Here is a 15316-nt window from a genome sequence, read left to right as displayed (position 1 = left end):
GTGGGTGAATGAGGGGCAGAAGTGCCCCTAATCTGCCGGAATTGGGCGGCAAACGGAAATGAGGGGTAAAAGTGCCCCTGAATTTGCCGGAATTGGGCGGCAAACGGAAATGAGGGGTAAAAGTGCCCCTGAATTCGCCGAAAGTAGGCGTTGTGGGGAAATCAGGGGGTGAAGTTCCCTCTGAGTCCACCAAAAGTAGCCAGATGAGCGGGATGTATGCGAAAAACCGAATACAATGCACCAGCGATAGGGCAGATGAGCCGGATGTATGCGAAAAACCGAATACAATGTACCAGCGATAGGGCAGATGAGCCGGATGTATGCGAAAAACCGAATACAATGTACCAGCGATAGGGCAAATGAGCCGGATGTATGCGAAAAACCGAATACAATCGGAGCAATGCACCAGCGATAGGGCAGATGAGCCGAATGTATGCGAAAAACCGAAGACAATGCACCAATGTTAGGGCAGATGGGTCGGATGTATGCGAAAAACCGAGTACAATGCACCAGCGATAGGGCAGATGGGCCGGATGTATGCGAAAAACCGAATACAATGCACCAACGCTAGGGCAGATGGGCCGAATGTATGCGGAAAACCGAATACAATGCACCAATGTTAGGGCAGATGGGCCGAATGTATGCGGAAAACCGAATACAATGCACCAATGTTAGGGCAGATGGGCCGGATGTATGCGAAAAACCGAATACAATGCACCAGCGATAGGTCAGATGGGACGAATGTATGCGAAAAACCGAAGACAATGCACCAATGTTAGGGCAGATGGGCCGGATGTATGCGAAAAACCGAAGACAATGCACCAATTATAGGACTGATGTGGGCGGGATGAGAAACGTGAAGCCGCAAAAGATGCTACCCGGTAAGGGGAGCATCTTTTTTTGCGTGATATGCGTGATATGCGTGATATGCGTGATATGCGTGATGCGTGATATACGTGATGTACGCTATGTGAGGCGAATCCGGATGCACTTAACTTCATGCCGATCAACTTGCGTAGCGCGATGGCCTCTTTAAATACCTTATTCACTGCCCGCTTCCGTGCTCCCGCTTCCGTGCTCCTGCTTCCGCAGGAACAGACTCAATACAACCCCGCAAAGTGCCAGACTCAGCGGAAGCAGGAAGGTGTCGTGGAACCCTGCAACCATCGCTGCAGTATGGGCATAAGCTGAAGCGGAGCTGGCCTGGCTCATGTGCTCAGCGATGTTGGAAGACAATAGACCGGAGATGATGGCAATGGCGAAGGAGCCGACAATCTGCTGGGCGGAGGTGGTCAGCGGGGTTACCCGGCTGATCAGGTCTTTGGGTGCCGACTTGAGTACATGGGTGCCGAGCTGCATGGTGGTGAGGCCCTGGCCCAGTCCCAGAAGGGCGAAGGATCCAATCATCGCATAGATCGTCGTATCGCTGTCCAGCCGTGACAGAAGAACGAGTGCAGCCGAGAGCAGCACAAGACCGGAGAACACAGGAATCCGTGCTCCGTATTTGTCGAGAAGTCTGCCCCCAGCCATAACGCCGGCGAAGCTGACCAGCGCTTGCGGAATGATCATCATCCCCGATTCAAACGAAGAGAAGCCTCTAACCTGCTGGAGGTATAAGGGAATGAGCAGTATCGAACCGAATAACGCGATCTGGTTAATCCAGACCAGAATAATGCCTTTGGTGAACTCGAAGGAACGGAAGGAGCGCAGCTCAAGCAGCGGCTCCTTCTGTCGCAGCTCTACAACAATAAATAATGACAGAGCAACTAAGCCGAAGGTAAGCGGCAGCAATGTATAGAAGTCTGTCCAACCCTCCGCGCCACCTCTGTGCACTCCGAAGACGAGACTGGAGAAGGCCAGCGGGGACAGGATCATTCCCCAAATGTCCAACTTGGCGGAGGCTCCTTTGTCGGAGACCGGAAGATACTTCATCCCTAAATAGATTGCGATCAGGCCGATAGGCAGATTGATCAGGAAAATCCAATGCCAGCTCACATATTCAAGCAGCCATCCGGATAACACGGGGCCGAGCAGCGGAGCGATCAGCATGGGCATGGCGAGGAAGCCCATCAGCTCGCCTCTCCGCTCAGGCGGGGCGATTTTGAAGGATAAGGCCATGCCGATAGGAGCCACCATGCCGCCGCCAAGACCCTGCATAATCCGGAAAACAATCAGCTGAGCCGGGGACTGGGCCGCTGCACACAGCAGGGAGCCGACAGTGAACAATAGAATAGATACAAGAAAAACACGCTTAGCGGTAAATCTGTCCGAGAACCACCCTGCGAGCGGAATGATCATGGAGGTAGCCAGCGTGTAGCCGGTAATCGCCCATTGGATGGTCTTTAGGCTGGTGTGAAATACATTCTCCAGCTCAGGTATGGCCACATTCATAATGGTATTGTCCAGCATAACCAGCAGCATTCCGGCAATGAGCGAGAAGAGTACAGGGATAAGCGGTTTGATCGAAAAAGGCTTGCCGCCTTGCAGGGCGGCTTCTGTTGCGGATGGATTCATTGCAGTACACGTCCTCTTAAAATTAATATGGGTCATCCTGCGAAGCTTGAATAATGATCGGAAAGCAGCTGACCCCTCCGGCCGGTAAGGATCTCTGCACCCTCAATCTAACGGTGTGAGATTAATATAGCACTGCCTTTTTTAACTGTAAAGGAAAATATCTAACGCTGTAAGTTTATTCTGCCGCATGAATTATCTAACGATGGTAGACCCTGTTTGCAGGATCGCTTAGAATAGAAACAGCTTGTACTCGGGAGGGCTCGTATGAGAATCAAAAATCTGCAAATTACCGAACCAAATATCATCAAGGCAGCCTGGGAGCTGCTTGACCAAATAGGCATTGAGGATTTCAGTATGAGGAAGCTGGCGGATCTGCTGCATATCCAGGCCCCTTCGCTGTATTGGCATTTCAAAAGCAAGCAGAGCCTGTTTCAGACGCTCGCCAATGAGGTGGCGAAAGAGGCCCTGCAGTCTGCTAAGCTCGAAGGAGAGTGGGAAGAGCAGCTGTTTCAATGTGCATCGATGATCCGCAGCGTAATGATTAAGTATCCGTGTTCCGCCCAGCTGTTAATGAGAACGGTACCTTCCGAGCCGGACTATCTGGCCTTAATCAACTCGCTTCTGCAGATCGTGGATCATCTTCCCGTCAGCGACAGCGACAAGTTTTCCTCGATTGCCTGCCTGCTGAACTATGTGATTGCTTTTGAACTCGATAAATATGAGCAACGCAGAGTCGATACAGCCATGAAGAAGGAAGCGGAGGGCGGAGCGCAAGGAATGTTTATGGATTCGCTTGCACATCTGTCCGGAGAAGGACCGAACGTGGTGCAGCGTATGCACCATAATGGCTTATTCCGCGAGCTGGGTTCGGATAACATGTTCCGTACAGGCCTGAAAATAATCATTGCAGGAATCTCACAGCTGGCCCAGCAGCAGGCGTAAGCCATAGTCTGCTGCTCCATCCAGCTTCTTGAAGAAACGACAGCCCTCATTAGGACGGCATTACCGTTTCTGTTGTAAGGATAATTTTTGTTTTGGGGTCCCCACTTAGTGGGGTTATTTTTTGCGGACAGACTGTAACCTTTTGCCGGAGGTAAACGAATAACCAGTAGATGGCTCAGCGGGAGAGGAGGCGGCGTAAGACGAACGGAAACGGAAGAGAACATGCGGAAGACCCTGAGTCAGAGGAAGCGAAGGATAATTCCGCGGAAGAAGAGGCTGTACTGGTCAGGTTCCGGGACGGAAGCCTGGAGGCTTTTGAGTGGCTGGTGTGTAAGTACAGGAAGCCGGCGGTACGTTTTGCGTACCACTTGACCGGAGATTATCATACGGCCGAGGATCTGGCGCAGGATTGTTTCGCTTATCTGCTGGTGTATCCGGAGAAGTATGATCACCGTGCATCCTTCCAAACCTATCTGTTCACGATCCTGCGCAATAAAAGCATTGACTCCATCCGCAAGCGCAGCAGACAGCGTACCTTGACCGCGGAAGAGAGCCATAATCCTGAAGACCGCAGGTCACAGGGTGATGGTCCGGCAGACCGCGGCGGATTCGAGAGATACGGCTGCGTACATACACAGGGAACAGACGATCCCGAGCGGCTGGCTATTATCCGTGAAGAAGACCTGGAATGGCGCAGAAGGCTGCGCCAGATGAAGCCGGATTACTGCCAGGCGGTCTATCTGGTGGATGTGGGACAGATGTCTTATGAGCAGGCGGCAGCAGTAATGCGACGCAATATGGTTAGCTTCAAGGTGCTGCTGCACCGGGCGCGCAAGAAGCTTAGGCAGATTTACGAAAAGGAGGAGTGGGATTGTGAGGTCAAACGAACCGGAACAGTTATTTCTGGATGAGGTCTACCGCAAAGCGCGTCTGCTGGAATATGACAAGCGTGATGCAGAGAAAGTGCTGCATAACCGCAGGATGCTGGCCAGGCGCAAGGCAATGACAATATCATGTGTCACAATCCTAACGGCTGTTTTTGCCCTGATGATCTCGATTGGAAAGATTGATAAGGAACTATGCGTGGCGCTGTCGCTCCTTCTGATCGCAGCAGGTCTGCTGATTGAGAAGCTTGAATTGTCGTGGAGTCCGGAGAATGACGGGTGAACAGGGAATTGTAAGAACGGGGGAGAAGACTGGGATGGAGCTAATTATTAATCATTTAACCAAGACCTACGGAAACAAGCAGGCACTGCAGGATATCAGCTTCCGGGTGGGCGAAGGCATTCACGGCCTGCTCGGACCTAACGGAGCAGGTAAAACCACGCTGATGCGTCTGCTTGCCACCTTGCTGGAGCCTACCTCGGGAACGGTGGAGATTGGTGGTGTTGCCTTGAAAGATAAGGCCCGGATCCGGGAACTGGTCGGCTATTTGCCGCAGGAATTCGCCTTTTATCCGGGGATGACGGTAGTGGAGGCGATGGATTATCTGGCGCTGCTATCGGGCATAGCCGGCCGCGCGGAGCGGAAGCGGAGAATAGACAATCTGCTGGAGCTGGTTAACCTTACCGAGCAGCGCCGTACCAAGGTGAAGGCATTATCCGGAGGGATGAAGCGCCGGCTCGGCGTAGCCCAGGCAATGGTGCATGAGCCGAAGCTACTGATCGTGGATGAACCGACTGCAGGGCTGGACCCTGAAGAGCGGATCCGTTTCCGGCGGCTGCTCAGCCGGTTTGCCGAAGGCAGAATTGTTCTCTTATCCACGCATGTCGTCGAAGACGTGGAGTCCACCTGTGAGCAGATGACCGTGCTGCATAAGGGGCGCCTGCGTTATCACGGCAGAATAGGCGATTTGACTGCCGCCGCCGCCGGCCGTGTCTGGATAGCCGAGCTTGACCGGGTGGAGTGGGAACGGGACCGCGACCGCGACCGGTTCCCGGTTCTGTCAGCTGTGCCGGAAGGAAGGAATATGCGGGTGCGGGTGCTGGCAGATGAACAGCCTTATGCAGGGGCACAGCAGACCGCGCCGTCGATTGAAGATGCTTATCTGCATCTCATGCGCAGGGAGGAATCCTTCGTATGATGGCACTGATCGGCAAAGAGATGCGCATGACGCTGCGCAGCCTGGTTTTTTATCTGTTTATTATCGCGAGCGTGTTCTTCTATTTCACCTCTTATGCTACGGAGGAAACCTGGGGCGAGCTGGGTTCCCCGGTTATAAGTACGCCGCAGAATGTAGGTACTATTGAACACCCGTATTACGGCTGGAAGCAGCCGGCGGATACCCGCGATTTGGCCGAACAAATGAGGAAGGAAATGGGCTGGAATCTGGATGCCGGAACCAGCCAGAAGATCAGGCTGGGTTTTCCATTCAAGGTTAAGCTGAGCGAGAAGGAGAAGACAGCCCTGTCTGCAGCGATCTCCCAGCTGGATGAGGTTCTGAAGAATCCGGATAAGTATACTATGGATGAGGTATACACTATCGCTGAGTCAGTGAACAATCAATTGGGCGGGAAAAGTATATACCAGCAAGGGCTGGGGGAATTCGGTTCTGCCATTGAGTCTGTTGATGAAGCCATAAAGGCGCAGGAAGCGGATCTTGCCCGCTATAACGCTAAGGTGGATGCAGGTGAATTGCTGCCCGGAGCCGCACGCTACTTCAGTGATTATCTCTCGCTGCCAGCAGGGATCTTTCCGGTCTTTCTGTCTGCCTTTCTGCTGCTCCGGGACCGCTCAAGCCGGATGAATGAATTGATTTACAGCCGCAGGATTTCGCCTTGGGTGTATGTCGGTTCGAAGTTTATTGCACAAGGTGTCATGCTCTCTTTGATCTACCTCATCCTGGCTGTCATCGGCGGCTGGCAGACCGTATATTCACTGGGGCTTACCGGCCAGACGGGACAGGCTATTGTAATCTTCCTTGGATACACAGCATGGTGGCTGCTGCCGACGTTATGGGTTTCCGTTGCCTTCGGGATGTTCGGCTCGATGCTGTTCCGCCGGGGGATCGTACCCATCGCCCTGCAGATTATCTGGTGGTTCGTATCGGTACTGCCGTTGTTGGGCTCTTATGGGCTGAACCGGCTGTTCATCCGCTTCAACTCGCCTAATGACTACGAGTTATACTGGAAGTGGACGGATGAGATTGCACTTAACCGTAGCTTCTATTTAATACTCTCTGTATTATTGGCTGCAGGAGCCGCCTGGTTATGGGAAAGAAACCGCAGCCGGCTGGATTCAGCCAAAACGCTGAGCAGGAAGACAGCTAAAGGAAGTGTGGCGGCATCTGCAGCGGAGGCGCTTAGATGAGCCGGCAGATCATCCGCCCGCTGGCCGGGTACAACCTCAGGCTGACTGCACATTATTCATGGCTCCTGTCCGCAGTGCTTCTGGCTGTCGTCCCGTTCTTCATGGAGCCGGCACTGATGAACAGGGTTCAGGCTGCGAAGCTGGGGGAACAGCTGATCAGCTTTCTGGGATTGATTGTCTTCCCCCACCTGGGCCTGCTGGAGGATGGCGGGATTGGTGAAGTGCTCTATGCCAAGCGGGTAAGGCATCATCCGGTATTTCTTTTCCGCTGGCTGCTCACCGTTCTCTATATCTTCCTTGTGGTGACTGCCTTATTCACATGGATGCATGGGAGCGGTGCTGATTTTGAACTGTGGCCGATGATCGGCGGGACAGTGATTACCGCAGTTGCGATAGGATCAGCGGGAATGACGGCTGCGCTCTTGATCGGCAACATCTCTGCCGGATACATTGCCGGGTTCTCCTGGTATCTGCTTGATTTCATGACCAAAGGCAAGCTGACCGGCCGATTTTATTTATTCGGCCTGATAAATAGCGAATGGGATAACGATAAATGGCTGCTCGCAGGCTGTTCTCTTGTCCTTGCCGTGTTCTGTGCCTTCTGGCTGCCGCGCAAGAGGCTGGACTAATAGAGGCCTGCCCTGTCTTATATCAGGTACAATCCAATATTATAAAAATCATATAACAACCGCCTTGACGTCATTTACTTGACCGGGGCGGTTTTTTGACGCATTGAATATACTGCCTGATTTTTGGTGTGACTTCAGAGCTGGAGCATATTTTCCGAAAAAAAGGTATACTGATAATAATTTATGTCCCCCACTTTCACAGAGGAGGCTCGAGCTTTGTCTGACACACTTTTTAAGCATTTGTATTTACGTTCTTCCATAGGCTATGCGGTAGTATCCATTGACAATGGTACAATGCTCATGGCCAATCCTGCCTTTTGCGGGATGTTCGGATATACAGAGGATGAACTTAAGGATCTGCGTTATCTGGATATTGCCTATCCGGAGGATGAGCATATCGTGGATCACGGCGTGATTATGAAGTATTTGCTGCGCAGTCCCGGCGCGGCTGTAGATAAAGAGAAACGGTTTGTGCGCAAAGATGGGGAGATCATCTGGGTGGCGCTGCATCTATTTTTAATTATTGATGAATCGACAGGCAGGCCCCTGCAGCTGATTGCGGAGATGACCGATATTACCGCACGCAAGGTAGCAGAGAAGAAGATTGAGGAGGATCACCAGCTCTACAAGCTGATTACGCAAAATACTCCGGACATGATCTCCTTTGCCGATCCGGATGGAACCTTGCGATATGTTTCTCCCTCTGTTGAGAAAGTGATGGGTTACTCCGCAAGTGAGATGATCGGCAGGAAAAGGCCGGAATATTATCATGAAGTTGACGCGCTAGAGATGACCGAGCAGGGCAAGCTATACTCGGACAACGATGTCTTTACCCGCCGGGCAAGGCATAAAGACGGCCATTACATTTGGATTGAAAGCTCGTTTCAGGTTATGCGGGACAGTGAAGGTGAAGTGCAGCAGGTACTGACCATTGCCCGTGATGTTACAGAACGGAAGAAATATGAGGAGATGCTGGCGTCTGCACAGGAGCTTGGGCAGATGGGTTCGTGGGAATGGAATTCGGTCTATGCGGAGTTGACGGTTTCCAGCCAGATGCGGGCTATTTTTGAACTGGGCGGCTGCCAGGGCAGTCATACCCGGATTGATTATCAGCTGCTCCTGGATTGTGTGGTGAAGGATGATCTGGGGGCGCTGCGTGAGGAGCTGCATCATACACTGAAGTCAGGCACCCAAGGTGAGGCGACCTTCAGAATCAGGAATGGCAGCGGCGGGCGTAAAGTGATCTATGCGCACTGGGAGGTTATCCTTGATGCGACAGGCAAGGTTCAGCAGATCCGCGGCATTGTGCAGGATGTTACGGAACGCCACCGGATGGAAGAACAGCTTCGCGACAGCGAACGGAATTACCGCCTGATCTCGGAGAATTCTCAGGACTTTATCTCACGCAATGCGACAGATGAACAGGCGACATATCTGTATGCTTCTCCGGTCTGCCAGCAGATGTTCGGATATACTCCGGAAGAAATGGTCGGCACGAATGGGATGGATTATATCCATCCTGACGATTTTGCCTGTGTGCAGGCTTTTCTGGACGACAGTAAGAAGGGCTTGAAGCTGGAGCCTATCGTCTTCCGTTATCTGTGCAAGGACGGCTCTTATCTGTGGGTGGAGACTACGCTGCGGCATACGGAGACGGGAACCCCGGGAATTACAGAGATGATTGGGGTTACCCGGAATATCTCTGAGCGCAAGCAATATGAACTGAAGCTGCTGGAAAGCGAGAACCGGTACAAGTCGCTGTTCGAATATAATCCGTCCGCGATCAGTGCAATGGATCTGCAGGGCTGCATCCAGTCGCTGAATGCCAGTCTGCAGCAGCTCACCGGCTATTCCCGTGAAACACTGCTGCATTCAAGCTACAGTGAGATTATTGATGCGGATGAGCTGGCATTTGTGAATAACCGTTTTCTTGCCGCTGCCGGGGGGATGGCCCAGACCTTTGAGACCCGGATCATCCGCCGTGACGGGCAGACGGTTGAGGTTGGCATGATTTATGTACCTATTCTGCTGGACAGCCAGGTGGTAGGCGTGTTTGCGATCACGAGCGATATCACCGAACGCAAACGGCATCTGGAACAGATTGAGAAGCTCAGTTATGAGCATGCGCTGATATTGAATTCGGTTTCGGAAGGGATCTTTGGCATCAATCTGCAGGGGGATACGGTCTTTATTAATCCGGCGGCTTCCATTATGCTGGGTTACGCTCCCGGGGAGCTGGCCAGCAATATCAAGCTGCAGACGATCGCCCAGACCTGGATGGACGGGGAACTCTACCGCGGAGGGCATAGGACCCTCGCAGAGCTGCTTACGACTAATCTCTCCTATGAGCGGGAGCAGGAAGGGATTTTCTGGAGACAGGACGGTTCCAGCTTCCTCGTTAAATACCGCATGACGGCATTATATGATAACGGGGAACGCAAGGGTGCGGTAGTGGTATTCCGTGACATTACCGAGGAGAAGGCGGTTGTGCGTGCCAAGGAATCAGCGGAGCAGGCCGACCGGGCCAAATCAGAATTCCTGGCCATTATGAGCCACGAGCTGCGCACTCCGATGAATGGGATTATTGGCATGGCTGATCTGCTCTCGGGGACAGAGCTTACGGAAGAGCAGGAATACTACACGCAGATTATTAATAAAAGCGGCGGAGCACTGCTGCATATTCTGAATGAGGTGCTGGATTTCAGCAAGATTGAATCCGGTATGATGACGCTGGATCTGCAGCCGGTCGATGTCCGGCAAGTGATTCAGAATGTATGTGAACTCTTTTATCCGCGGGTCAAAGAAAAAGGGCTGACCCTGCGCAGCGAAGCAGACCCGGAGATTCCCGGTCTTGTAATAACGGATGAAATCCGGCTGCGGCAAATCCTCGTGAATCTGGTCGGCAATGCGGTGAAATTCACGGAAGAAGGGGAAGTCGGTATTTCCGTGAAGCTGGAACCTGTACGGGAACCCGGGTCAATGATTCTCAGATTCTCGGTGACAGATACCGGTATTGGAATTCCGCAGGACAGCCAGAGCCTGTTGTTCCAGTCGTTCTCCCAGCTGCATCCTTCCATTAACCGCAAATACGGCGGAACCGGACTGGGGCTGGCCATAAGCAAGAAGCTGGTCGAGCTGCTGGATGGTGCGATCGGTGTGGACAGTACCGAAGATGAGGGCTCGGAGTTCTATTTCACGATTGAGGTTATGCCGTCTGGTGAGGTTGCGGGGCCTCCGCTGCCCCTGGAGATCCTTGCAGCTGAAGAGTATAAGAACGGAATTTTTGATATGGATTATCCGGAGGGGCAATATGGTCCGCTGTCGATCCTTATTGCCGAGGATCATCCGGTGAATCTGCACCTGCTGCAGAAGTATTTGAATAAGCGCGGCTATACCTCGGATGTGGCCCTGAACGGGGAGCAGGCGGTTCACGCTGTGCTCACACGTCATTATGATCTGGTGTTTATGGATATTCAGATGCCGGTGCTGGATGGTATTGAGGCTACAGGGCGGATCCGCGAGGCGATGGGATTATCTCCGGTTATTATTGCGGTTACCGCCTTTGCCCGGAAAGAAGATAAGGAAATGTGCCTTCGAGCAGGGATGCAGGACTTTATCTCCAAGCCGATCCGGGTGGAAGAGCTGGACAGGGTTCTGCGGGAATGGTCGATTAATCTCCGGAATTAGCAGGCAGAGCCTTGAGGAGGAGCAAACAGGAATGAGATGGATCATCTATATTTTATTTGCCATACTCTATGGGCTGACAACGCTATATGGGCTGGGGCCGGTGCTGCTGGCTGACGGATCGTTCCGGGAGCGGATGCTGACACTGGCCATTGTACTGCTGATCTATGCCGGAATTACCTGGTGGCTGCGGAGTTTGCTGAAGCGGCTGGGCAGACGTTGACAATCTTCCCCTGGCTAAACTATTATTTATAGGGATCGTAATTATTACGATTATAAAAGAGTCAGCGAGAGGGTTACGGCATTGAAAACCATGAAACGTGGCGATTTCATCATGATCCTGGTCGTATTGCTTGCCGCCGGTTCCATTTACGGCTATAAGTGGTTCTCGAATCACAATGAGCATTATGCACAGGGAGATCTGAAGGCTGTTATTACAGTGAACGGCAAGGCGTACAAGACGGTAAACCTGACCAAGGAAGAACAGATTATAGACATCCGTACCAAGTTCGGCCACAATACCCTGAAGGTGTTCGACTATGGGATACAGATGACTTACTCGGATGCTCCCCTGACCATTGCGCTGGATATGGGGTTCATCTCCAGGCCCAAACAGCAGATTATCTGTATTCCGGCCCGGCTTCTCATTGAGGTCGTAAATCCCGGTTCATCCATTGATGACGATGATGCGCTGGATGCGGTGATCTAAGCTGGCACTCAAGGCTGCAGCTCCTCCCAGGCCGCTGCGGCGTCGGCACTAGTGTATACATAAGGTGTGGACGGCTCAGGAACTGCGGTTAGGACTTCCGGAGTAATCTGCAGTGTCTCCACTCCCTGATAGAGCACCACATGAAGCTTGCCCCGAACCTCAATCCAGGTATCGGCGGGCAGGCTTATTTGTGTTCCCGGCTTCAGCAGAATACCGAACGGAGTGGCATCCGCCGTGCAGCACTGGACGAGGAACCGGCTGACCGCATAGCTGGACTGGCCCGCACCCTGCGGCTCGCGGTAGAGGAAGCCGGATACCGAGATTTCCCGGCCCTCAAACTGTGATTTATACAGGTTGATTGCGCCCAGGGTCTCGGAGAAAATCTCCGGGTATACAGGAATAACGGACTCTCCGAACAGCTTGCCGGCCAGCTCGGCAAATTCCGCCTCATAGGGGTTAGAGGGAGTGAACTTCGCGCCGCTGCCGGACTCTGCGGCTGTATAAGACAGGGTGAGGCCTTTTCTGGCCGCTGCAGCACTGCCCAGTGCGCGGTCAGGCAGGAGAAACCCTAGCAGCAGCGGAAGCAGGAACAGGCTGTACAGTGCGGAGCTGCCCAGCCCGGAACGGGGGAGGCGGTGCTCACAGTCGCACAGGACACTGCTTTTGCCAAGGACGGCTTGAAGCCCGAGGCTCAGCGCCATCAGGGAGAGCGGAACCGGACACAGTCTGATCCAGCGGGCCAGCTTGGGGGCAACGTAGTAATGAAGCGCGTCCTGCTGGACCAGATGTCCGATATAGAGGGCGAAGGCGAGCAGAATAACCGCCCTCAGTAAATAGTGAAACCGGATGCTCCGGGCGTTATTCATACGGAACCTCCTAAGAGTTTGTGAGGGTTGCTCCCTGAGTTTCTGCGGACAAACTGCATCGGAAGCATATGCTGAGTTTGTGAGGGTGCTACAGCCAGAGTGAAGCCAGCACCGAGCCGGTGAAGACGGCCGAGACAATCAGGAAGAACAGATAAAGCGCGAATCTGGTTTTGAACAGCGACAGCAGCATCAGTGAGTTTTTGAAGTCGAGCATCGGGCCCAGCACCATGAACGCCAGCAGAGATCCGGCCGGGAAGGAATGCAGGAAGGTAGAGGCGACGAAGGCATCTGAGGTGGAGCAGAGCGAGAGTACAAAGGCCAGCCCCATCATGAACAGGTAGGAGCCCAGCGGGCGCTCTCCGATAGTGGCCAGGCTGCCGTGATTCATGAAGGTTTGGATACCGGCGGTTAACAGACAGCCGATGATCAGATATTTGCCCATTTCAAAAAACTCATCCGACGTATGCACAAAGACTGCGACTAAACGCCCGCCGCGGGTAGTGCGGTGATGCTCCTCGCCGCCCTCGCGGGGGATGGATAGACGCAGCGGTGATTTGCGGACGGTGGCATAGATGACAAGGCCGATTAGGGCGGCTACGGCAAAAGCCAGTCCCATCCGCGCATAGGCCAGTTCCGGATGGGAACGGAAAGCCGTCAGGGTGGCCCCGTAGACGACCGGATTCAGGATCGGACCGGATAGAATGAAGACGATGGCGACGTAGAGCGGCATGCCTTTGTGCATTAACCGGCGGACAAGCGGAATCATCCCGCATTCGCAGACGGGGAAGATGATCCCGAGCAGGCAGCCGAATAGAATAGCCGGAACCGGATGGCGCGGAATCCAGCGTGAGATCATCTCGTCCGGAACAAAGACGCGGAGCAGTGAGGAGAGCAGCGCACCCAGGAGCACGAACGGCAGGGCTTCGAGCAGAATGCCGAGAAACGCTGTTTTGAACGTGTCCACATACCCGTTGTTAAGCAGCTCCGGATGACCGGGGAGCCAGAGAATGCCAATCGTGAGCAGGAAGGCAGCGGGAATGAGCAGCGGCAGTATTTTGAACGAAGAAAAGGTTGTCAAAGGCTTCATCGGCTCCTTCCCGCGCCTGATATTAGCTGAACAAGGCTGCCCAGCGGCGGCTGACCGCCCTCTCGTCCAAATTCAGGCCGATGCACACAATGTAAGGCTGGCCCGGATAACGCGAGGCTTCCCAGGTTGTGCGGTGTCCCGCATATTGCACGAGCTGTACGGAATCCTGCTCCGCAAGCTGGACATGACCTTTGGCTCTAAGCAGACTGTCTCCCCATTCCCGGAAAAAAAGCTCCAGCTGCTCCCGGCGGATCCTTCCGTTCCCCCCCTGCGGAACGGTCAGCGTAACTGCCGCTACCTGCGAATAGGAGGTGCTTGAGCCGGACTCGGGCTCCTGTACAGCAGTCGCGCTCCCCCCGTAGCCAGGACTGGTTCGTTTAAGCGATGTGCCGTTTATAGTACCAGGTCCGCGCTGCGGCGCAGGCCTCCGCAGTTCACGGGCGGCGATGCCTGCCAGCAGCGGGGCCAGATTAATCTGGCTGTAATGGGTAAAAACAATCTCAGATTCAGAGTTTTGCTTATAGACCATTTTCTCGATTTTCCATAGGGTTTCCGGTTCGACCAGATCGCTTTTGTTCACGATAATCAGATCGGCCACCGTGAGCTGCTTGCGCAGAGTGCGGACCAGCTGTTTATCGGCGGAGAAGCGGCTGTTATAGTCCAGCGCATTCTCGGCGTCGAGTAGCGTGATGGTAAAGTGCAGCTTCAGCCGGTCTGCTAAAGGCATCTCCAGCAGCGATTTGGCAATTTCATCGGGGTCCGCTACGCCGGTAAGCTCGATGTAGATGATATCCGGACGGCGCGCCAGCAGGGCGGCCAGGCTGCGCGGCAGCTCTTCCTTGCGGCTGCAGCATACACAGCCGTCCAGCAGCTTTTCCACACTAGTGCCGGTATTCTCCTGCAGAATATAGCCGTCGACATCCTTTTTCCCCAGCTCATTCATGACTACGCCGGGATTCAGCCCCCGCCGCTTGCTCTCCTTCAGCAGACTTAACAGCAGAGTAGTTTTTCCGCTCCCCAGAAATCCGCTCAGTATGATCACAGGTATCTTCATGGCTCACTCTCCCGCTTCGTTCTTGGAATTGCAAGAATCATATCTTTGTAATAAAACCTTCGATGCATCTCACCAGAGCAATCGTCTGTTTCCTGCTGAAACGGCCCCGCTCTTGAAGGAGGCCAAGCCGTTTTCACTTGTAATTCCATCTATACGTAATTCCTCCGCAGGAAAGACCACAATTCTAAGAGAGTTGAAATTTTGCGGATCACCAGTTGACAGCGGACAGGCGGAACATGTAGAATGTGTAAATCGTAATAATTACGAATAAAAGAGAGGGAGTTGAATTTTAGTGAGAGTAATCGTTACCTTGGCCTGCACAGAGACTGGCGACCGCAACTACACCACTACGAAGAATAAGAGAACCACGCCCGGACGGCTTGAGATGAAGAAATACTGCCCGCGCCTGAAGCGTGTAACGCTGCACCGTGAGACCCGCTAAGCATGCTGAGCCGTACCTTGGGAAGGAAGAAGTTCTGATAGACGGGCGGCGGGTGCGCTGCTGTCCTAAACTAAATTTGT

Annotated in this window: 14 protein-coding genes; 10 read left to right on the top strand and 4 right to left on the bottom strand. The window is 53.3% G+C overall.

Annotation, left to right across the window (positions count from 1 at the left end; genetic code table 11):
* Window positions 1–1041: 1041 nt before the first annotated feature.
* The gene (locus NYE33_RS28390) at window positions 1042–2514 is read right to left on the bottom strand and encodes an MDR family MFS transporter (protein WP_341068820.1); all 1473 of its coding nucleotides are present in this window, start codon (window positions 2512–2514) and stop codon (window positions 1042–1044) included.
* A gap of 264 nt (window positions 2515–2778) precedes the next feature.
* On the opposite strand from NYE33_RS28390, the gene NYE33_RS28385 reads away from it, so the two are divergent.
* The 9 genes from NYE33_RS28385 (at window position 2779) to NYE33_RS28345 (ending at window position 11787) form a co-directional block, all read left to right on the top strand.
* Window positions 2779–3456 (top strand): TetR/AcrR family transcriptional regulator C-terminal domain-containing protein, encoded by a 678-nt coding sequence (locus NYE33_RS28385; RefSeq protein WP_336101320.1) that lies wholly within the window; start codon window positions 2779–2781, stop codon window positions 3454–3456.
* 170 nt (window positions 3457–3626) lie between these two features.
* Window positions 3627–4367: an RNA polymerase sigma factor gene (locus tag NYE33_RS28380; RefSeq protein ID WP_076244179.1), complete on the top strand. Its 741-nt coding sequence runs from the start codon at window positions 3627–3629 to the stop codon at window positions 4365–4367.
* The gene (locus NYE33_RS28375) at window positions 4330–4623 is read left to right on the top strand and encodes a hypothetical protein (RefSeq protein WP_042135644.1); all 294 of its coding nucleotides are present in this window, start codon (window positions 4330–4332) and stop codon (window positions 4621–4623) included. Before NYE33_RS28380 ends, NYE33_RS28375 begins: the two co-directional genes overlap by 38 nt.
* Window positions 4613–5539, top strand: a complete 927-nt coding sequence (locus tag NYE33_RS28370; protein WP_341068818.1) for an ABC transporter ATP-binding protein — start codon at window positions 4613–4615, stop codon at window positions 5537–5539. The genes NYE33_RS28375 and NYE33_RS28370 overlap by 11 nt, the downstream gene beginning before the upstream one ends.
* Window positions 5536–6765, top strand: a complete 1230-nt coding sequence (locus NYE33_RS28365) for an ABC transporter permease (protein ID WP_336101322.1) — start codon at window positions 5536–5538, stop codon at window positions 6763–6765. Before NYE33_RS28370 ends, NYE33_RS28365 begins: the two co-directional genes overlap by 4 nt.
* Window positions 6762–7394, top strand: coding sequence for a hypothetical protein (locus NYE33_RS28360; protein ID WP_042135648.1), 633 nt, complete (start codon window positions 6762–6764; stop codon window positions 7392–7394). Before NYE33_RS28365 ends, NYE33_RS28360 begins: the two co-directional genes overlap by 4 nt.
* A 216-nt stretch (window positions 7395–7610) precedes the next feature.
* A complete protein-coding gene (locus NYE33_RS28355) occupies window positions 7611–11081 on the top strand; it encodes a PAS domain S-box protein (protein ID WP_341068817.1) in 3471 nt (1156 codons plus the stop codon).
* Between the two features lie 31 nt (window positions 11082–11112).
* Window positions 11113–11301, top strand: a complete 189-nt coding sequence (locus NYE33_RS28350; RefSeq protein WP_042135652.1) for a DUF6954 family protein — start codon at window positions 11113–11115, stop codon at window positions 11299–11301.
* A 90-nt stretch (window positions 11302–11391) separates the two neighbouring features.
* Window positions 11392–11787, top strand: a complete 396-nt coding sequence (locus NYE33_RS28345) for a NusG domain II-containing protein (RefSeq protein WP_042219308.1) — start codon at window positions 11392–11394, stop codon at window positions 11785–11787.
* A gap of 8 nt (window positions 11788–11795) precedes the next feature.
* Here the strand turns inward: NYE33_RS28345 and NYE33_RS28340 are convergent, their stop codons facing one another.
* The 3 genes from NYE33_RS28340 to NYE33_RS28330 all read right to left on the bottom strand — a co-directional run bounded on the left by NYE33_RS28340 (window position 11796) and on the right by NYE33_RS28330 (window position 14794).
* Window positions 11796–12653 (bottom strand): TIGR03943 family putative permease subunit, encoded by an 858-nt coding sequence (locus tag NYE33_RS28340; RefSeq protein ID WP_341068814.1) that lies wholly within the window; start codon window positions 12651–12653, stop codon window positions 11796–11798.
* An 88-nt stretch (window positions 12654–12741) separates the two neighbouring features.
* Complete coding sequence (locus NYE33_RS28335; protein WP_341068812.1) at window positions 12742–13740, bottom strand: permease; 999 nt, start codon at window positions 13738–13740, stop codon at window positions 12742–12744.
* A 22-nt stretch (window positions 13741–13762) separates the two neighbouring features.
* Complete coding sequence (locus tag NYE33_RS28330; protein WP_042135657.1) at window positions 13763–14794, bottom strand: CobW family GTP-binding protein; 1032 nt, start codon at window positions 14792–14794, stop codon at window positions 13763–13765.
* Window positions 14795–15086: 292 nt separating this feature from the next.
* Here NYE33_RS28330 and rpmG point away from each other — a divergent pair, with 292 nt between their 5' ends.
* Window positions 15087–15236 (top strand): 50S ribosomal protein L33, encoded by a 150-nt coding sequence (gene rpmG / locus NYE33_RS28325; protein ID WP_042135659.1) that lies wholly within the window; start codon window positions 15087–15089, stop codon window positions 15234–15236.
* Window positions 15237–15316 lie beyond the last annotated feature (80 nt).

The organism is Paenibacillus sp. FSL R10-2199, assembly GCF_038000235.1.
Classification (GTDB): Bacteria; Bacillota; Bacilli; order Paenibacillales; family Paenibacillaceae; genus Paenibacillus_AQ; species Paenibacillus_AQ phytohabitans.
This window is presented reverse-complemented; position numbering and strand designations above follow the sequence as displayed.